The organism is Curtobacterium sp. MCBD17_021, assembly GCF_003234525.1.
Taxonomy (GTDB): Bacteria; Actinomycetota; Actinomycetes; order Actinomycetales; family Microbacteriaceae; genus Curtobacterium.
In genome coordinates, this window is record NZ_QKTS01000011.1 from 92,469 (window position 1) to 110,700 (window position 18,232).

Here is an 18,232-nt window from a genome sequence, read left to right on the forward strand (position 1 = left end):
TCCCTCCGGGCGTACTCGTTACGCTGACCAGGTGGTCGGGATCGGGAGTGCGCTGACGAACCTCCGGGATGCGCTGCGGCGCCCCGAGGCCCACGTCGAGGTCATCGACGGTGAGACCGTCCCCGTCGGCATGCTGCTCGGCACGCTCGGCGCCCTGCTCCTCGACGCCGGCAGCTCCGTCACGGACGTCCGCTCGGCGCTCGAGAAGGCCCGCGACTCGGCCGGGGTCGGCGACGGACTCGCCATCGGGGTGCTGCCCGCGCTCGTCATCGTCAGCGAGACCGCGACCGGTGCCGCCACCATCGTCAACGCCGAGGGCATCGAGCTCTCGTTCCGCCAGTCCGCCCGCGCGAACCGTCTCGTGCTCGGCCTGGAGCGCGGCGCGATCGCCCTCGCCGAGATCCCCGCCCGGGTCCGGAGCATCCGGCAGGGGACCCGGCCGCCAGCCCCGTTGCCGTGGGTGCTCGGCAACGCGCTCACGTCGGCCGGGCTCGCCGTGGTGTTCCGCTGCCCGTGGTGGGCGGTCCTCCTCGCGCTCGTCGTCGGAGCGCTCGTCGGGGTGATCGGTCTGCTGCTGCGGCGCTTCCGCGAGGCCGTCGCCGTCGTCCCGTTCCTCGCGGCCTTCTGCTCGACGGCCGTGGTGGGACTCGTGGCCGCCGGCACCGGGTTCGACCACGTCCCGCTCTACGCGGTGTGCGCCCCGGTCGCGGTGTTCGTGCCGGGAGCCCTCATCACGAACGCCCTGCTCGAGCTCACCGCCGCCGACATCGTGACCGGTTCCGCCCGGCTCATGCAGGGCCTCATCATGCTCGGCTTCATGGCCGCGGGGATCGCTGCGGGGAGCGCGGTGACCGGGCTCCGTGTCGATCCGACCTCCGCGGCGCTCGTCGGTGAGGTCGCCGGGATCGGGACCGACCGTGCCGGCTGGGAGGCCGTCCCGGCGCTCTGGGCGTCCTGGGTCGCCGTCGTGGTCCTCGCGACCGGCATCAGCCTGGTGTTCGGCTCCGGCTGGCGGCTCACGGCGGCGTCGGTGGTCGTCATGGTCACCGCCTACGCGCTGGTGTCGTGGCTCACGCCGTTCAGCGGCAGCGTCGTCGCGACCGGCCTCGCCGCTGCGCTGCTGTTCGTGGCGACCCGCGTCCTCGAGCGGATCGTGCCGGTGGTCCCGGCGACGGTGTCGTTCCGCCCGGCGTTCCTGCTGCTCGTGCCCGGCACGGTCGGGCTGGTCGCGGTCGCGACCTTCGACGCAGCGGCCCTCGCGACGCCGCTGGCGACCTTCGTCAGTCTCTGCGTCGGGACGAAGATCGGCGGCCTGCTGCCCGGTCTGTTCGCCCGGTCCGCCCCGACCTCCTGACGGGCCGGCGGGGCCGGATCAGGGAGTCTGCGCGCGCTCCTGGTGCCGGAGCCAGACCCACGCGGCCGCTCCGAGGACGACGAGGACCGCGATGCCCGAAGCCATCGCGGCGACCGGCACGTGTGTCCCGGTCGGGCCGGAGTAGACCGCGGCGGCGAGCCCGACGGCCACCGCCGCGAGGGCCGCGTACCGCGGACGGGAGACGGACGCGAGCGCGGCTCCCGCCGAGCCGCGCAGGGGGAGGAGCGTCACGACGAGCGAGCCGAGGGCGCCGACGCAGAGGGTGCTCGCGAACTCGGACGCGAGCGAGCCGGCGAAGCCCGCACTCGGGGTCACGCTGTGGAGCACCCAGCCGGCGGCCGCGATCACGAGCAGTGTCACCGAACGCCAGGTCGCGCTCCGGGCACAGGCGGCGACGCCGTTGCCGAGCCGCATCGCTGCGGTGTCGACGTCCGTGCGTCCGACCGGGACGAGGAGGACGCCGACGACGAGGGCGGGGGAGAGGTCCGCGACGCGGGTCAGGCCGCTCGCGACGACCGCCGCGAGCACGAGCCAGGGCGAGACGCGGAACGTGACGGCCCGTCGGTCCTCGCCCGCGGCCCACCGAGTGGCGAGCACGACGCCGGCCGTGAGCACGGCGACCCCGGCGACGACGCCGAGGGCGAGGCGGACGTACCGGGCCTCGAGCGCGATGCCGGTGCTCAGCAGTGCGAGCAGTCCCGCGAGGGCGACCCCGATGCCGACGGAGGCCCAGGCCGGCAGGGCGTCGTCGCCGCGGGTGCGCTCGGACCGGGGCCGGTTCCGGCCGGTGAACCGGGAGGCAGGGCCCGGTGCCCGGACGCGGAGGGCCCCGGCGAGGGCCCGGACCGGACCGGCGACGAGCAGGAGGAACGCCACGGCGGCACCGGCGGCGATCGCGAGCGTGCGCCACGAGAACGAGGACTGGATCGTCGGCACCGCGTGGTCGTAGGTCGTGGCGATCGACCAGTCGCCCGCGGGCCCGGACCAGTCCGGCCGCCCGCCGTGTCCACCGTCGGTCCCGCCACCGGGTAGTCCGCCTGCCGACCCCCGGTCGTCACCGCCGTCGGGACCGCTCCCCGCGCCGCGGCCGGCTGCGCCACCGCGGCCGGTCCCGTCCCCGGCACCGGCTCCCGGCGTGGTGCCGGTCGTCGGACCCCGACCGGACGAGGGTGCTCCGGAGGCGTCGCTCGCGCCGGTCGGTCCGCCGGAGCCCGCAGCGGACGGACCGCCCACCCGGACGGTCACCGCGGACGCCGACCGGGAGGTGTTGCCGGCCACGTCCTGCGCACCCGCGCCGACGCGGTGCGACCCGGGCCGCAACACGTCCGCGACCCGGCACGACCAGGAGCCGGCGGTGGTGACCTCGGAGCGGCACACCGCCACGTCGTCGACGTAGGCGGTCACGATGGTGCCCGCCTCGGCGCTGCCGGCGATGCGCAGCGAGCGTGCATCGACCCGCGAGGCAGCGGCCGGCGTGCTGATGCGCGGCGCCGCCGGCGGGGTCCGGTCGATCGTGACGCTCCTCGGTGCGGAGACCGCGCTGCGGAGGTCGGAGCGGTAGCCGTCCGCCGTGCTGGCGGTCTGGGTGGCCGTGACGGTGAAGGTGCCGTCCGCCGGCGCACCGGGGCCGACACCCCACGAGACGTGCCAGGTGCCGGTGGGGCCGACCGTCGCGGTGCGCACCGCGGGGCTCCCGGCGCGGGTCACCGTCACGGTCGCACCGGCCCGCCCGGTGCCGGCGACGGCACCCGTGGTCGGCTGTCGCGTCGCGACGACCGGCGGCACGATGACGTCCGACGGGGCTGCGTCGACGCTCGGGAGGGAGGACGTCGTCGTGTCGAGGACGGTGAAGACCTGGGCCGGACCGGAGTGCACGGTCCCGACGCACGACCACGTCCCGTCGGGTCTGGTGGTCGTCCGGCAGACCGAGGCCGAGGGGACGGCGGGGTCGGCGACGCGGACACCGTGGCCGGGGGTGGCGCGTCCCGAGAAGCGTGCGAGGTCGGTCGTGATGTCACCAGGGTCGGTGATCGTGGGGGCCGTCGGGGCACCGCTCGACGGAGGGGCGACCGGCGTCCGGGTCGGCGAGGGACTCGGGGCGCCCGGCGCCGGCACCGGGTTCGCGAAGGTGGGCGGCTGGGTCGGTGCCGGGCTCGTGCCGGCGCCGGGGAGGGTCGACGTGGCAGCCACCGCGGGGACGGCGTCGAGCGGCAGGAGGACGAGCGGCCCGAGGACGAGTCCGGCGGTCACGACGAGCAGGCGGGCGACGCTGCCGCTCGTGCTCCGGCCGCGTCTGCCGGCACCGCCCGGGGTCGTCCGCGGTCGACGACGGGAGACGTCACCCCTGCCGTCCCGCTGTCCCACGTCGTCCCCTGCCGTGTCCATCCGGTCCATCCCACGTGATCCGGACGCCGGGGTCAACACCCCGCGCGGTGACCGGTTCGGTTCCGCGCTCGATCGACGTCTCCGCCGGACAGCGCCCGCGAACCCGGTGTGCGGCACTCGGGAATCGCCCGTGAACATCGGTCCCCGGCGAAGGCGTCCGGACCTGCTCGGTAAGATCGATCCGGACCGTCCTGGTCCGACCCGACGGACCCGCAGGGGCCCGGCACGACCGCGACCCGACGCGCAAAGGAGTACGCCCGAATGGACACCGGACTCGTCACGACACTCATCGTGATCGGCGTGGTGGTCGTCGTCCTCGTGGTGATCGGGATCTGGCTCTGGGTCAGTCACAAGTCCCTGGTGGCGTTGCAGGGTCGGGTGGACAGCGCGTGGTCGGAGATCGCGGAGCAGCTGCAGCAGCGTGCCGAGCTCATCCCGACCATCGTCAGCACCGTGCAGGGGTACGCCTCGCACGAGAAGTCCGTGTTCGCTGCGGTGACCGACGCCCGCACCGAGACGCTCGCCGCCGGGGACGCCGTCGCGGCCTCCTCCGCGGAGGGACACATGCAGAAGGCGCTCAAGGGCGTCTTCGCCGTCGCGGAGCACTACCCGCAGCTCCAGTCGAGCCAGGCGTTCCTCGAGCTCCAGTCGCAGCTCGTCTCCACCGAGGACAAGATCCAGTCCGCCCGCCGGCACTACAACGGCGGCGTCCGCGAACTCAACACCAAGGTGAAATCGTTCCCCACGTCGACGTTCGCGAAGAGCCGCGGCGTCGGCCCGGCGCCGTTCTTCGAGACCGCCGAACCGGCCGCGATCGCCGAGCCCCCGCGCGTGCAGTTCTGACGGCGATCCGCGGCCGGCCACCCGGACGGCTCAGCGCGGGCGGACGCCCAGCGCTGCGGCCAGTGCCGGTGCCGCCGTGCCGCGGTCGGTGACCTCGATGTCCCCGAGCCCCTGCCATGCCGCGGTCCGACGCAGCAGCGCCGCCAGCCGGCCGACGTCCACCACCGAGCCGGGCTCGTGCCACGCGGTGCGGACGTGGAGCACGCCGCGCTGCCGGTCGCTCTTGAGGTCGACGCGACCCATGAGTGCGTCGTCCTGCAGTACCGGCAGGACGTAGTAGCCGAACACCCGCTTCGGTGCCGGTGTGTAGATCTCGATCCGGTAGTGGAAGCCGAAGAGTCGCTCGGCGCGCGGGCGGAACCACACGACGGGGTCGAACGGGCTGAGCACCGCATCGGCGTCGATCCGTCGGGGCACCCGGGCGTCGACGTGCATCCACGCCGGGTCCCGCCAGCCCTCGACCGTGACCGGGACGAGTTCCCCGGCGTCCTGGAGCTCGATGATCGCCGCGGCGGTGTCGTCCGCACGCAACCGGTGGTGGTCCGCCAGGTCCGCCCGGGTACCGACGCCGACAGCGCGGGCCGACCGGCGCACGAGTTCCCGAACGGCGTCGGCTCGACCCGGCGCGGTCGCGAAGTACCCGGTCGGCAACACCTGGTCCGGCAACGCGTACACCCGCTCGAAGCCCGCGCGGCCCGCACTGACGACGTCACCCCAGCGGAAGAGCTGCTCCAGACCGTGCTTGACGTCGCTCCACCCCCACCAGGGACCGCGTCGGACGTTCGACTCGTGCTCGACCGCGCTCGCCGGCATCGGGCCCTCGGCCGCGAGCATCGTCAGGAGCTCGTCACGGACCCGCGCGGTGCGCTCGACCCCGGCCACCCGGTTCGGTCGTGTCGCATCGCGCTCCCGGTACGCGTCCATCCGCCACCGGAACAGGCGGAGGTCGTCGCGTGGGACGAACGCGGCCTCGTGCGCCCAGTACTCGAGCCACGGGCTGCGCTGCGTGAGGGTCAACCGGTCCAGGGCCCCCTTGTCGTAGGCGCCGAGCCGGGCGAACAGCGGCAGGTAGTGGCTGCGCTCGAAGACGTTGACGGAGTCGATCTGCAGCAGGCCCAGCCGGGCTGCGCCCGCGGACACCGTCCGTGCCGAGACCGGCTCGGGGCGGGCTCGACCGAACCCCTGGGCAGCCAGGGCGACACGGCGGGCCTCGGCGGCGGAGAGCGTGGTCCTGACCATGGGGGAACGCTACCGAGCGCGGCCGACAGCGTTCCGTCGCCGGACACATGCCGCGTCCGGTACTCGCCCGGCACGCCGTGGATACAGTGTGCGCATGGCTTGGGGAAAGAAGACGCATCCCGACCCCGTGGTCGAGGACTCGGTGCCGATCGGCATGCGCATCGCGGGCGCGTTCTCGTGGCGGGTGCTCGTCGTCGCGGGCGTGATCGCGCTCTTCGTCTGGCTGATGACGGTGTTCAGCGACATCCTCATCCCCTTCCTCATCGGCATCGTGATCTCCGCGCTGCTCGTGCCGGTCTCGAACTGGCTGCAACGCCACCACGTGCCGAAGTGGCTGGCCATCGTCCTCAGCCTGCTCGCGGGACTCGCCGCGGTGACGGGCCTGCTCTGGCTCGTCATCGACCAGATCATCGCGTCCTACCCCTCGCTCCGGGACCGCACCGTGTCCCAGTTCGCCAACGTCCGGGAGTTCGTGCTCACCTCCGGGTTCGGGATCTCACAGGCGGACGTGGACACCTGGATCAACGAGGCGACGAAGTGGGTGCAGGACAACACCGGGACGATCCTGTCCGGGGTCGCGAGCGCCGGGTCGAGCGCGACGCACGTGTTCGAGGCGCTCTTCATCATCCTGTTCACCACGATCTTCCTGCTCGTCGACGGCAAGAACGTCTGGCGCTGGACCGTGCGGCTCTTCCCACGCAAGGCCCGGGCCACCGTGGACGGGGCGGGCGTCGCGGGCTGGATCACCCTGACGAGCTTCATCCGCGTGCAGATCTTCGTGGCGTTCGTCGACGCCGTCGGCATCGGACTCGGCGCGTTCATCGTCGGCCTGTTCTTCGGCGGCATGCCGCTCATCATCCCGATCGCCGCGATCGTGTTCCTCGGTGCGTTCATCCCCGTCGTCGGTGCGATCGTCACCGGCTTCCTGGCGGTCTTCGTCGCGCTGATCTTCAACGGTCCGCTCGCGGCGGTCCTGGTGCTCGCGGTCGTCCTGCTCGTCCAGCAGATCGAGGGGCACATCCTGCAGCCGCTCGTGATGGGCAACGCGGTCAAGGTGCACCCGCTCGCGGTCGTGCTCGGCGTGACCGCGGCCTCCGGGCTGGCCGGCATCGCCGGGGCGTTCTTCGCGGTCCCGCTGATCGCGACGCTCAACGCCATGGTGACGACGATCGCCAGCGGCCGGTGGCGCGGGCTCGACTCCGACCACGTGCTCGAGGCCACCCCGAAGCGTGGCCAGCACGGCCGGATCCAGCTCCTCCGACGGCGCCGTCACCAGGTCGGCGACGACGTGCCGGCACCGGGCAGCGATGCCCAGCCCGCGGCGGAGCCCGGTACCGCCAGCACCAACTGAGCGTCACGTGGCACCCGACCGCGCCGTGACCGAGGATGATGGGACCGTGACCGACACGACTGCGCCCCCGATCCCGACGCTCGCCGACATCGAGGCCGCGCGCGAGACGATCGCCGGAGTCGCACGGGTCACCCCGATGGAGACGTCGAAGTTCCTCGAAGGGCTGCTCGGTTCGCCCGTGCACCTCAAGTGCGAGAACCTGCAGCGCACCGGTGCGTACAAGGTGCGCGGCGCCTACAACCGGCTGTCGACGCTGTCCCCGGAGCAGCGGGAGGCCGGGGTCGTCGCCGCCAGCGCCGGCAACCACGCGCAGGGGGTCGCGTTCGCCGCACGCGAGCTCGGCATCCCCGCCACGATCTTCACCCCCGTCGGCGTCGCCCTGCCGAAGCTGCAGGCCACGCGCCGGTACGGGGCCGACGTCGTGCTCCGCGGGCACTCGGTGGAGGAGGCGCTCTCGGCCGCCAAGGACTTCGCCGCCCGGACCGGAGCGGTCTTCATCCCGCCGTTCGACCACCCCGCGGTCATCGCGGGTCAGGGCACGCTCGGCCTCGAGATGCTCGACCAGGTGCCCGACGTCGACACCGTCGTCGTGCCGATCGGTGGTGGCGGCGTCATCTCCGGCATCGCGATCGCCGTGAAGGGGATGGCCGAGCGCCTCGGTCGTGACATCCGGGTGATCGGCGTGCAGGCCGAGAACGCCGCGGCCTACCCGTCGTCGATCGAGGCGGGGGAGCCGGTGACGATCACGACGACGCCGACCATCGCGGACGGGATCGCCGTGGCCCGTCCGGGCGACATGAACTTCCCGATCATCCGCGACCTCGTCGACGACATCGTCACGGTCTCCGACGACGACGTCGCACGGGCACTGCTCGTGCTCCTCGAGCGCGCGAAGCTCGTGGTGGAGGCTGCCGGGGCCGTCGGGGTCGCCGCCATCATGTCCGGCGCGGTGCACGACACCGGGCGGACCGTGGTGCTGCTGAGCGGTGGCAACATCGACCCGCTCATGATGGAGCGGATCATCACACGCGGCCTGGTCGCCGCGTCCCGGTACATCGGCATCCGCATCATGCTGCCGGACCGTCCCGGGCAGCTCGCCCGCGTCTCGCAGATCATCTCGGACGCCGGCGCGAACGTCGTCGAGGTCCTGCACACCCGTCACGGCCAGGGACTCGTCATCAGCGAGGTCGCACTCGACCTGTCGATCGAGGCGCGCGGCCCCGGCCACGCCGACGAGGTGATGGCCCGACTGCAGGAGGCCGGCTTCCGTCCGGAGCAGCTCACGAACTGACCGGTCGCCGCTCGCCGGAGCGTCAGCGGCGTGCACGGATCGGCCGGCGGGGCGTCAGCGACCCGTGAGGAGCAGCGCCGACGGGCGCCACGGGAGTGAGGCTCGTCGGCATGACCCTCACCGCGATCCTCCCGTCGCTCCGGGCGACGATCCCCGACCCGCTCGACGCGGCGGCCTGGCCCGTACACACCGAGCCGACCTGCGATGACGTCCGGGTCAGCGCCGTGTCGATGTCACGTCTCGCCGACGTGGCGGGGACACCGTGCGTGCACACGGCCGAGGAGTCACCGCCCCGCTACCGTCCCCGTGACTGGACACCGCGGGGGATGAGCGTCGCGGTCGCGGCGGTGACGGGCGTGCGCCGGACACCGACCGGGCTCGTGCTCGAACTCGACGCCGTGCTGCCCGACTGCGCGGTGCTGGACGAGGCACGGCTCATCGGACGCCGCTCGACCGCGCCCCGGACGGCGGCCGTGGTCATGGCCCTCCCGGGTGTCGGAGCCGCGACCGAGGCGTACCCCGCCGCCGGAGACGCCGCCGTGCTCGTGGTGCCGGCCGACGTCGCGGTCGGGGACCTCGTGTGCTTCCCGTGCCGCCGAGCGCTCACGCACCGCGAGGTGGCGGCGGTCGTGCCGGTCACCGGAGCGTCCCGGTGACCGTCGTCGGCGCGGTCCGGACCCGGGTCGTCGACGGACCGCACCGCTGGGGTCGGCTCGACGTCCGCCCGGTCGGCCGGACGATGTGGGCGACCCGCACGCTCGTGGTCTACCCGCCGGGCACCGACCGGCGCGAGCGCGCGCTGCTCCGGGCGGCGCATTCGTGGCCCCTCGCCGGACTGGTCCTCACCGGCGTCGTGGCGGTGACGTGGACCGCTGCACCCGCGCTCGGGGCGGTGGTCGGCCTGGTCGGGTACGCGCTGGGGTTCCTCGTGCTGCGGTGGGCGACGCGTCGGGTGCGGCCACTCGTCCGGGCGCTCACCGTGACGACGTTCCACGGCAACGGCCGACCGGAGGTGCACGGTGACGCCCGACTGATGGCCGTGGCCCTCGGCGCGCTGTCGTCCGGAGAGGACGAGCTCCGTGCGGGCAGGACCGACCCCGTGGGGTTCGAGGCGGTCTGGGCCGAGGTCTGGAACGCCCTGCCCGCACGCTGAGCGAGCGCTACGGCTCGTAGCGCTCGACCTTCGTCACCTCGACGGCGATCTCCTTGCCGTTCGGTGCGGTGTACATCGTCTTCTCACCCGCGCGGAGGCCGACGATCGCGGCACCGACGGGGCTCACCGGGCTGTAGACGGTGAGGTCGGAGCCCTCGGCGACGATCTCGCGGTTGCCGACGAGGAAGGTCGAGGGGTCGCCCGCGATGGTGGCGGTGACGACCGTGCCCGGCTCGACGGTGCCGTCGAACTCGGCCTCGGTGACGGTGGCGTGCTTGAGGAGCTCGGTGAGGGAGCGGATGCGGGCCTCGATCTTGCCCTGCTCGTCCTTGGCGGCGTGGTAGCCACCGTTCTCCTTGAGGTCGCCCTCTTCACGCGCGGCCTCGATGCGGCTCGCGATCTCGATGCGGGCCGGGCCGGTGAGCTGCTCGAGCTCGGCGGTGAGACGGTCGAACGCCTCCTGGGTCAGCCAGGTGCCCTGCGTGTCGTTGCTCATGTCGTTTCCCTTCGGCCGGGACGGTCAGGACCGGTCACGGCGTGTGGCGCAAAAGAATCGAGACCGGCCGGCGGCCGGTCTCGAATCGTGATTCCGAGCAGTCTAGGGAACCCAGCACGAGTGGATCAAGCCGGTGACGGCACGCGTCGTGGTGTTCACCGGCGTCGAGATCGAGCGGCTGCGCTGGTCGTCCGCGGGGACCGTCACGACCCGCCAGCCGACGATCGTGTACGCCTTGTCGAGCGCCTGGACCGCGCACTCGACGCTCGTCCCGGGGTCGACCGCCAGCTGGGTGTGCACGACGACCTCGTGGTCCGACACCACCTCGTACCCGACGTCGTCGGTGTCGAGCCCGTGGTCGGTCTGCCCGGGGCCGGCCCAGATCACCCAGACGGCGAACACCACGGCGATCGCGACCGCGATGACGATCCCGAGCAGCTTCCCGCGACGGCGGGTGTCGGCGTTCCGACCGTAGCGGTCGTCGAGCGCTGCGCGGTCGTCGAGGCCTGCGCTGCCGGCTGCTGCTGGCCCTGCTGCTGGGGCGTGGTGCTGATCGGACAGTTCGGGGCTCCCGGGGTGATTATCCTGATCCCAGGGTAGTTCACGCTCGCCGTGCGCCACCCGCGACCCCAGGTCCGTGAGCAGTGGAGGAACGCTGTGCCCCATCGTCTGCTCGCCGTGCACGCCCACCCCGACGACGAGTCGAGCAAGGGCGCGGCCACGGCGGCGAAGTACGTGGCCGACGGCGCGCAGGTCCTCGTCGTCTCGTGCACCGGGGGCGAGGCCGGCGACATCCTCAACGAGCAGCTCCCCGACGCGGCGAAGGCCCGGGCGCACCGGGACATGGCCGGCTTCCGCCGCACCGAGATGGCCGCCGCGCAGGCAGCTCTCGGTATCGACCACGTCTGGCTCGGCTACCACGACTCCGGTCTGCCCGACGCCGAGAAGGGCGAGACGGTCCGACCCGGCACGTTCGCGACGGTCCCGCTGGAGTACAGCACCGCGGCGCTGGTCCGGGTGATCCGCCGCTTCCGCCCGCACGTCCTGGTCACGTACGACGAGAACGGCGGCTACCCGCACCCCGACCACATCCGGACGCACGAGGTCTCGGTCGCTGCGTGGCGCGACGCCGCCGACCCGGACGCGTACCCGGAGGCCGGTCCGGCGTGGTCCGTCTCGAAGCTGTACTACGAGCGCACGATGAACCCACGGCGCTTCTCCGCGTTCTACGACGCACTCCGCGCCCGTGACCCGGAGAGCCCGCTCATCGAGCAGCTCGGGGAGTGGGTGGCCCGGTTCGCGGACCGGCCGGACCTCGCCACGACCCACGTCGACGTGCACGAGTACTTCGACGCCCGGGACGCCGCGCTCCGCGCCCACGCGAGCCAGGTGCCGCCCGACAGCCCGTTCTTCTACTGGCCGAACGACCTGCTCGCCGAGGTCTGGCCGACCGAGGACTACCAGCTCGTCGAGGCCCGTGTGCCCACCGAGCTCCCCGAGTCCGACCTGTTCGCAGGGATCCCATCCGAAGAGGACGCGCACGCGTGAGCACCATCGCCGCGGTACTGGCCGCCACCCCCAGCCCCAGCCCGAGCGGCGTCCCCGACGTCGACGTCACTCCCGGGGTCGCCGGTTTCGTCGCCATCGCGGTCGTCGCGATCGTGACGATCCTGCTCGTGCTGGACATGACCCGCCGCATCCGCCGCACCCGCTACCGCGCCGAGGTGCGGGAGCGCCTCGAGGCCGAGGTGGCTGACGGCCGCTCCGACGGCGCCGCGACCGACGAGCCGACCCGGCGGGCGGCCGAGGACGGCCGCGCCGACGTCGGCGACGACACCGAGCGCGGCTGACGCGACCCACGACGGACGGGAGGCTCCCCAGCAGCTGGTGGGGAGCCTCCCGTCCGTCGTGTGGTGCGGCGACCCGGGCGGGGCTCAGCGGACGGGGTCGAGCGCGATCACGAGGATGCCGGCCCACTGCGCGGCGAAGGCGACGACCGTGAGGGCGTGGAAGACCTCGTGGAAGCCGAAGAACGTCGGCGAGGGGTCCGGGCGCTTGAAGCCGTAGACGGCCGCGCCGAGGATGTACGCCACCCCGCCGGCGAGCACGAGCACGGTCATCGGCACGCTCGCCGCGAAGAGCTGCGGCAGGATGAGGAACGCCGCGCAGCCGAGCGCCAGGTACAACGGCACGTACAGCCACCGCGGCGCACCGATCCAGAAGACGCGGAAGGCGACACCGAGCAGCGCCCCGCTCCACATCACCCAGAGCACCACGACCATGAGCGCGTGCGGCAGCGCACAGACGGCGACGGGCGTGTACGTGCCGGCGATGAGCAGGAAGATGTTCGTGTGGTCGATGCGCTTCAGCACGCGCTTGACGACGGGTCCCCAGGGGAACCGGTGGTAGGTCGCCGAGACGCCGAACATGACCATCGACGTCGTCATGAACACCGCACTCGCCGCCTTCGCCGCCGGGGTGGCCGCGAGCGAGATGAGCACGATCCCCATCGCGACGGCGAACGGGAACGTGCCGGCGTGGATCCAGCCCCGCCAGGCCGGACGGGGCGCGTCGGAGGTGATCGTGGCCGCGGCGGTGGCCTCCTCCGTGAACGGGACGTGGGGGAGTGCTGGCGCGTCCTGGTCTGACTGCATGCCCTCGACGCTACGACCGGATCACGGAAGAGCGGCTGGGAGTCCTCCCGAGGGGTGCTTGCACTACAGTCGACGCGTGACGGGCAAGCTGGGATGGGCGGGGCGTGGGCTCCTCTACCGTGCGTACCAGAACCGCATCCGTCGCCAGATCGAGGGTGCGCAGAAGCCCAAGCACGTGGCGATGATCGTCGACGGGAACCGTCGGTGGGCCCGGCAGCTCGGGCTCGAGACGGCGGCGCACGGCCACCGGGCCGGCGCCGCGAAGATCCCCGAGTTCCTGTCCTGGTGCGAGGACCTCGACATCCAGGTCGTCACGCTCTACCTGCTGTCCGCCGACAACCTGAAGGGTCGTGGCGGCGAGGAGCTCGACCAGCTCGTCGGGATCATCGCCGACCTGGCCGAGCGGCTCTCGCACCACCGCACGTGGCGTGTCCAGCACGTCGGGTCGAACGACGGTCTGCCGTCGGAACTCGTCGCGGCGCTCGAGCGCGCCGAGGAGCGCACGGCTGACCACACCGGGCTGCACATCAACCTGGCGGTCGGGTACGGCGGTCGGCGTGAGATCGCGGACGCCATGCGGAGCATCGTTCGGTCGCACGGCGAGGGCGGCGGCACGCTCGACACCCTGGCCGAGGTGCTCACCCCCGAGCTCATCGGCGACCACCTGTACACGCAGGGCCAGCCGGACCCGGACCTCATGATCCGCACCTCGGGCGAGCAGCGGCTGTCGGACTTCCTGCTCTGGCAGAGCGCCCACAGCGAGTTCTACTTCGTCGAGGCGTTCTACCCGGACCTGCGCGAGGTCGACTTCCTCCGTGCGGTCCGCGACTTCGGCTTGCGGTCGCGGCGGTTCGGAGGCTGAACGAGCCGCGGTCTGAGTCCCTCCACAGGGAACGATCCCCGCTCGAGCCCGCCGGGCGTCGGCCTCCTGCTCCTGGCGTTCCGCGGACTGCATTCGACCGCATGGACGGGTCCCAGTAGGCTCACAGGGTTCTGCCCACTGGAAGGTGCACCCCGTGACCACGATCGACGAGTACGTCGCCGGCTTCGCCGAGGAGCCCGGCTACCTCGACCACGCCGCGTTCGGCCCCGTGCAGACCGCCGTCCTCGAGGAGCAGCGCGTCCTCGGCCACATCCAGGAGCACATGCGCTTCGGGGCGATGGAGACGCTCGACGAGCAGGACGCCCGGGTGCGCGCCGTGGCCGCCCGGCTCGTCCGTCGCCGCGCGGACCAGGTCGTCTCCCAGCCGGCCACGACGCCCGGCCTGCTGCACACCGCGTTCGGCCTGACGGGCGGGGTCCTCGTCGCCGCGGACGAGTACCCGTCGCTGCCACTCGCGCTCGCGAGCGCCGCCTCGGCGACCGGCGGCCGGGTGCAGCCCGTCGTCATCGAGTCGGGTGCCGGCTGGCTCACCCCCGAGCTGATCCGCGAGCGGCTCTCCGACGACGTCACCGCGGTCGCCCTGTCGCTGGTCGACTGGCGGACCGGGTACCTCGCCGACCTCGCCGCGATCCGGGAGGTCATCGGCGACCGCCTGCTCATCGTCGACGCCATCCAGGGCTTCGGCGTCGTCGACGCCCCGTACGAGGTGGCGGACGTCGTCGCCACCGGCGGCCAGAAGTGGCTGCACGCCGGGTGGGGCACCGGCTTCGCGTCGTTCAGCGACCGGGCCCTCGAACGGATCCGACCGGCCCTCTCCGGCCCGCACGGCACCGCCGGCTGGCCCACCGACGTGCCGAGCGTCCGCCCCGGTGCCGCGGCCTTCACCATGTCGCGGATCGACCCCGTCTCCCAGGCCCGCCTCGCCGTGTCCCTCGAACGGCTCACCGCCGTCGGCGTCGGCACCGTGCAGGAGCGCGTCGCCGACCGGGTCGACCGGGTCATCGAGATCGCGGACGAGTTCGGGCTGCCCGTGGAGTCCAGCCGCGACCCCCGGGAGCGCGCCGGCATCGTCGTGCTCCGACCCACGCAGGGCCGACTCACGGCGCTCAGCGCGGCGCTGCACAACCACGGTGTCACCGCGACCGCCCGCCTCGGCGAGGTGCGGGTGTCCGTGTTCGCGTCCACCACCGACGAGACGCTCGGCATGTTCCGCGACGCCTGCGTCTCGTACGCCACGACGGGCTGACGCCGCCCGCTGGCACCGCCGTCCCGCCGATCGGTCACGTCGCCCCGTCAGCCGAGTGGTGTCGCGGCGCTGACGGGAGGCACGTGCCGGTGCCGCCCCGCGCCTCCCGGACGTTCAGCCGGGCGACACACGACCGTAACCGCCGGATCAGGCGTGTCGCTGGTGCCCTGCGCGCCGTCGTCGTAGCTTGGCGACATCGGGCAACGCGCCCGGTCGGAGCGGCCACGGTCGGTGCTCCGGGACCGCTCCAGTGGCCGCGTCGAAGGACATGACCGGGCCGAGCGCGGCCCGGGGATGGAGTGGTCGTGACCTCTCAGAACGTCTCTCGCGGAACGTCGTCCACCTCGCCGCAGCCCACCGCTGCGCGCAGCCGGGCCGCGGACTCGTCCACGCCGGTCGCCCAGCGCACGTACGTGCTGGACACGTCGGTGCTGCTCAGCGATCCGCGTGCCCTGTTCCGGTTCGACGAGCACGCGGTGGTCCTGCCCGTCGTGGTCGTCAGCGAACTCGAGTCGAAGCGCAACGACCCGGAGATCGGGTACTTCGCCCGGCAGGCGCTGCGGATCCTCGACGAGCTGCGCATCGAACACGAGCGCCTCGACTTCCCGGTCTCGGTCGGTGACGGTGGCTCCCTGCGCGTCGAGCTGAACCACTCCAACCAGTCGGTCCTGCCCTCCGGGCTCCAGCTCGGCGACAACGACTCACGCATCCTCGCGGTCGCCTCCAACCTGGCGAACGACGGCCTCGACGTGGTCGTCGTCTCGAAGGACCTGCCGCTCCGGGTGAAGGCGGCGTCCATCGGCCTCGCCGCCGAGGAGTACCGCGCCGAACTCGCCGTCGACACCGGCTACACGGGCATCACGACCCTGCAGGTGTCCGGTGACCAGGTCGCGGCCCTCTACGAGACCGAGGAGATCCGCACCGCCGAACTCGACGGGGTCCCCGTCAACACCGGCGTCGTCATCCACTCCGAGCGCGGCTCGGCCCTCGGTCGGGTGCACTCGGCGGGCGCCGTGTCGCTCGTCCGTGGCGACCGCGAGGTCTTCGGGCTCCGCGGGCGTTCCGCCGAGCAGCGCCTGGCGATCGACGCGCTGCTCGACCCGGAGATCGGCATCGTCTCGCTCGGCGGCAGCGCCGGCACCGGCAAGTCGGCGCTCGCCCTGTGTGCCGGACTCGAGGCCGTCCTGGAACGTCAGCAGCACAAGAAGATCATGGTGTTCCGGCCGCTCTACGCCGTCGGCGGGCAGGAGCTCGGGTTCCTGCCGGGCGACGCCTCCGAGAAGATGAACCCCTGGGCACAGGCCGTCTTCGACACCCTCGGGGCGCTCGTCTCCGACAACGTGCTCGACGAGGTCGTCGAACGCGGCATGCTCGAGGTCCTGCCGCTCACACACATCCGCGGCCGGTCGCTGCACGACGCGTTCGTCATCGTCGACGAGGCGCAGTCCCTGGAACGCAACGTCCTGCTCACCATGCTGTCCCGGATCGGACAGAACTCGCGCGTGGTGCTCACCCACGACGTCGCGCAGCGGGACAACCTGCGGGTCGGCCGACACGACGGGGTCGCGTCGGTGATCGAGCGCCTCAAGGGGCACCCGCTGTTCGCGCACGTCACACTGACGCGGTCGGAGCGCTCCGCCATCGCGGCGCTCGTGACGGAGATGCTCGACTCGCCGGACCTGGCGTAGCGGCGGCCGACCCGCGGACGGGAGGCGCGGTGCGGACCGGCACCGGGCCTCCCGTCCGACGCCGGGAAGCCGGCGGGTCAGGCGGGACGGGTCATGCTGAGCACGTCGAGGGCGCTGTCGAGCTGCTCCTCGGAGACCTCACCTCGCTCGACGAAGCCGAGGGCGACGACCGCCTCGCGGACCGTGATCCCCTCGGCGACCGCGTGCTTCGCGACCTTCGCCGCCGACTCGTACCCGATGACGCGGTTGAGCGGCGTGACGATCGACGGCGACGACTCGGCGAAGGCCCGCGCACGCTCGAGGTCGGCCTGCAGTCCGTCGATCGTCTTGTCGGCGAGGACGCGCGAGCTGTTCGCGAGCAGGCGGATGGACTCGAGCAGGGCCGTGCCCATCACGGGGATCGCGACGTTGAGCTCGAACGCACCCGAGGCGCCGGCCCACGAGACCGTGGCGTCGTTGCCGATCACCCGGGCGGCGACCATGAGCGTGGCCTCGGGGATGACCGGGTTGACCTTGCCTGGCATGATCGACGACCCGGGCTGCAGGTCGGGGATGTGCAGTTCGCCGAGGCCCGTGTTCGGACCGGAGCCCATCCAGCGCAGGTCGTTGTTGATCTTCGTCAGGCTGACCGCGATGACCTTGAGGGCACCGGACGCCTCGACGAGCGCATCGCGTGCGCCCTGCGCCTCGAAGTGGTCGAGGGCCTCGGTGATCGGCAGACCGGTGTCGTCGGCCAGCTGGGCGATCACCTGCTGCGGGAACCCCTTCGGCGTGTTGATGCCGGTGCCGACCGCGGTGCCGCCGAGCGGGACCTCGGCGACGCGGGGGAGGGTGGCGTTGACGCGCTCGATGCCCAGGCGGACCTGCCGCGCGTACCCGCCGAACTCCTGCCCCAGGGTGACGGGCGTCGCGTCCATGAGGTGGGTGCGCCCGGACTTCACGGCGCCGGCCCACTCGGACGCCTTGCGTTCGAGGGACTCGGCCAGGTGCTCGAGCGACGGCACGAGCGACCGGATGAGGGCGTCCGTGACCGCGACGTGCACCGAGGTCGGGAAGACGTCGTTGGACGACTGCGAGGCGTTGACGTGGTCGTTCGGGTGCACCTCGGTGCCCGCGACCCGGGAGGCCAGGGTCGCCAGGACCTCGTTCATGTTCATGTTCGACGAGGTGCCGCTGCCGGTCTGGTAGACGTCGACGGGGAAGTGGTCGTGGTGCTCGCCGCCGATCACGGTGTCCGCAGCGGTCGCGATCGCCCGGGCCACGGTGTCGTCGAGGATGCCGAGGCGGCCGTTCACGAGCGCCGCGGCGCGCTTGATGCGGGCGAGGGCCACGATCTGCGCCGACTCGAGGCCCGTGCCCGAGATCGGGAAGTTCTCCACGGCCCGCTGCGTCTGCGCACGGTAGAGCGCCGACGCGGGGACCCGCACCTCGCCCATCGTGTCGTGCTCGATGCGGAACTCGCCGTCAGCGGGGGTGGTGGTGTCGGTCACGTCGTCGTGGTCCTTCCTCGTGGTGCTCGCACCGGGTCGCGGTCGCGGCGGTGTCGGTGTCCGTCCGGCGGCTCGTCGCTGCCGGGGCGGTGTCGTCGTCGGAGCGTGGTCCGCTCCCGTGGCGTCCGCCTGCGCTGC

The 18,232-nt window shown here is 72.8% G+C and carries 17 protein-coding genes; 11 read left to right on the forward strand and 6 right to left on the reverse strand.

Going from position 1 to position 18,232, the window contains the following annotated elements:
* The first annotated feature begins 31 nt into the window (after window positions 1-31).
* The gene (locus DEI83_RS11160) at window positions 32-1,354 is read left to right on the forward strand and encodes a threonine/serine exporter family protein (RefSeq protein WP_181431185.1); all 1,323 of its coding nucleotides are present in this window, start codon (window positions 32-34) and stop codon (window positions 1,352-1,354) included.
* An 18-nt stretch (window positions 1,355-1,372) separates the two neighbouring features.
* Here the strand turns inward: DEI83_RS11160 and DEI83_RS11165 are convergent, their stop codons facing one another.
* Complete coding sequence (locus tag DEI83_RS11165; RefSeq protein WP_181431186.1) at window positions 1,373-3,760, reverse strand: Ig-like domain-containing protein; 2,388 nt, start codon at window positions 3,758-3,760, stop codon at window positions 1,373-1,375.
* 261 nt (window positions 3,761-4,021) lie between these two features.
* Here DEI83_RS11165 and DEI83_RS11175 point away from each other — a divergent pair, with 261 nt between their 5' ends.
* Window positions 4,022-4,603 (forward strand): LemA family protein, encoded by a 582-nt coding sequence (locus DEI83_RS11175; protein ID WP_111082032.1) that lies wholly within the window; start codon window positions 4,022-4,024, stop codon window positions 4,601-4,603.
* Between the two features lie 30 nt (window positions 4,604-4,633).
* On the opposite strand, the gene DEI83_RS11180 is transcribed toward DEI83_RS11175, so the two are convergent.
* Window positions 4,634-5,842 (reverse strand): winged helix-turn-helix domain-containing protein, encoded by a 1,209-nt coding sequence (locus DEI83_RS11180; RefSeq protein WP_111082033.1) that lies wholly within the window; start codon window positions 5,840-5,842, stop codon window positions 4,634-4,636.
* Between the two features lie 94 nt (window positions 5,843-5,936).
* Between DEI83_RS11180 and DEI83_RS11185 the strand changes: the two genes are divergently transcribed.
* The 4 genes from DEI83_RS11185 to DEI83_RS11200 all read left to right on the forward strand — a co-directional run bounded on the left by DEI83_RS11185 (window position 5,937) and on the right by DEI83_RS11200 (window position 9,637).
* Entirely contained in the window at window positions 5,937-7,193 is a 1,257-nt protein-coding gene (locus DEI83_RS11185; RefSeq protein ID WP_258371173.1) for an AI-2E family transporter, read from the forward strand.
* Window positions 7,194-7,239: 46 nt separating this feature from the next.
* Window positions 7,240-8,484 (forward strand): threonine ammonia-lyase, encoded by a 1,245-nt coding sequence (ilvA, locus tag DEI83_RS11190; RefSeq protein WP_111082064.1) that lies wholly within the window; start codon window positions 7,240-7,242, stop codon window positions 8,482-8,484.
* 110 nt (window positions 8,485-8,594) lie between these two features.
* The gene (locus DEI83_RS11195) at window positions 8,595-9,140 is read left to right on the forward strand and encodes a hypothetical protein (RefSeq protein ID WP_146243317.1); all 546 of its coding nucleotides are present in this window, start codon (window positions 8,595-8,597) and stop codon (window positions 9,138-9,140) included.
* Entirely contained in the window at window positions 9,137-9,637 is a 501-nt protein-coding gene (locus DEI83_RS11200; protein WP_111082036.1) for a SoxR reducing system RseC family protein, read from the forward strand. Before DEI83_RS11195 ends, DEI83_RS11200 begins: the two co-directional genes overlap by 4 nt.
* 7 nt (window positions 9,638-9,644) lie before the next feature.
* Here DEI83_RS11200 and greA read toward each other — a convergent pair whose 3' ends face one another.
* Together greA and DEI83_RS11210 are read right to left on the reverse strand one after the other, a co-directional pair.
* On the reverse strand, window positions 9,645-10,133 hold the full coding sequence (gene greA, locus DEI83_RS11205) for a transcription elongation factor GreA (protein ID WP_111082037.1): 489 nt from the start codon (window positions 10,131-10,133) through the stop codon (window positions 9,645-9,647).
* A 102-nt stretch (window positions 10,134-10,235) separates the two neighbouring features.
* Window positions 10,236-10,754, reverse strand: coding sequence for a DUF4307 domain-containing protein (locus DEI83_RS11210; protein ID WP_181431187.1), 519 nt, complete (start codon window positions 10,752-10,754; stop codon window positions 10,236-10,238).
* A gap of 36 nt (window positions 10,755-10,790) precedes the next feature.
* Between DEI83_RS11210 and mca the strand changes: the two genes are divergently transcribed.
* Both mca and DEI83_RS11220 read left to right on the forward strand, forming a co-directional pair.
* Window positions 10,791-11,681, forward strand: a complete 891-nt coding sequence (gene mca, locus DEI83_RS11215; RefSeq protein WP_111082065.1) for a mycothiol conjugate amidase Mca — start codon at window positions 10,791-10,793, stop codon at window positions 11,679-11,681.
* Window positions 11,678-11,983, forward strand: coding sequence for a hypothetical protein (locus DEI83_RS11220; RefSeq protein WP_111082039.1), 306 nt, complete (start codon window positions 11,678-11,680; stop codon window positions 11,981-11,983). The genes mca and DEI83_RS11220 overlap by 4 nt, the downstream gene beginning before the upstream one ends.
* Before the next feature lie 84 nt (window positions 11,984-12,067).
* Here the strand turns inward: DEI83_RS11220 and DEI83_RS11225 are convergent, their stop codons facing one another.
* The gene (locus tag DEI83_RS11225; protein ID WP_111082040.1) at window positions 12,068-12,787 is read right to left on the reverse strand and encodes a hemolysin III family protein; all 720 of its coding nucleotides are present in this window, start codon (window positions 12,785-12,787) and stop codon (window positions 12,068-12,070) included.
* Between the two features lie 76 nt (window positions 12,788-12,863).
* On the opposite strand from DEI83_RS11225, the gene DEI83_RS11230 reads away from it, so the two are divergent.
* The 3 genes from DEI83_RS11230 (at window position 12,864) to DEI83_RS11240 (ending at window position 16,604) form a co-directional block, all read left to right on the forward strand.
* A complete protein-coding gene (locus DEI83_RS11230; protein WP_258371174.1) occupies window positions 12,864-13,649 on the forward strand; it encodes an isoprenyl transferase in 786 nt (261 codons plus the stop codon).
* 154 nt (window positions 13,650-13,803) lie between these two features.
* Window positions 13,804-14,916, forward strand: a complete 1,113-nt coding sequence (locus DEI83_RS11235; RefSeq protein ID WP_111082042.1) for an aminotransferase class V-fold PLP-dependent enzyme — start codon at window positions 13,804-13,806, stop codon at window positions 14,914-14,916.
* A 299-nt stretch (window positions 14,917-15,215) separates the two neighbouring features.
* Window positions 15,216-16,604 carry a PhoH family protein gene (locus tag DEI83_RS11240; RefSeq protein WP_375334663.1) on the forward strand — a complete coding sequence of 463 codons (1,389 nt, stop codon included), beginning with the start codon at window positions 15,216-15,218 and terminating at the stop codon, window positions 16,602-16,604.
* A gap of 77 nt (window positions 16,605-16,681) precedes the next feature.
* On the opposite strand, the gene DEI83_RS11245 is transcribed toward DEI83_RS11240, so the two are convergent.
* A complete protein-coding gene (locus tag DEI83_RS11245) occupies window positions 16,682-18,094 on the reverse strand; it encodes an aspartate ammonia-lyase (protein WP_111082043.1) in 1,413 nt (470 codons plus the stop codon).
* Window positions 18,095-18,232 lie beyond the last annotated feature (138 nt).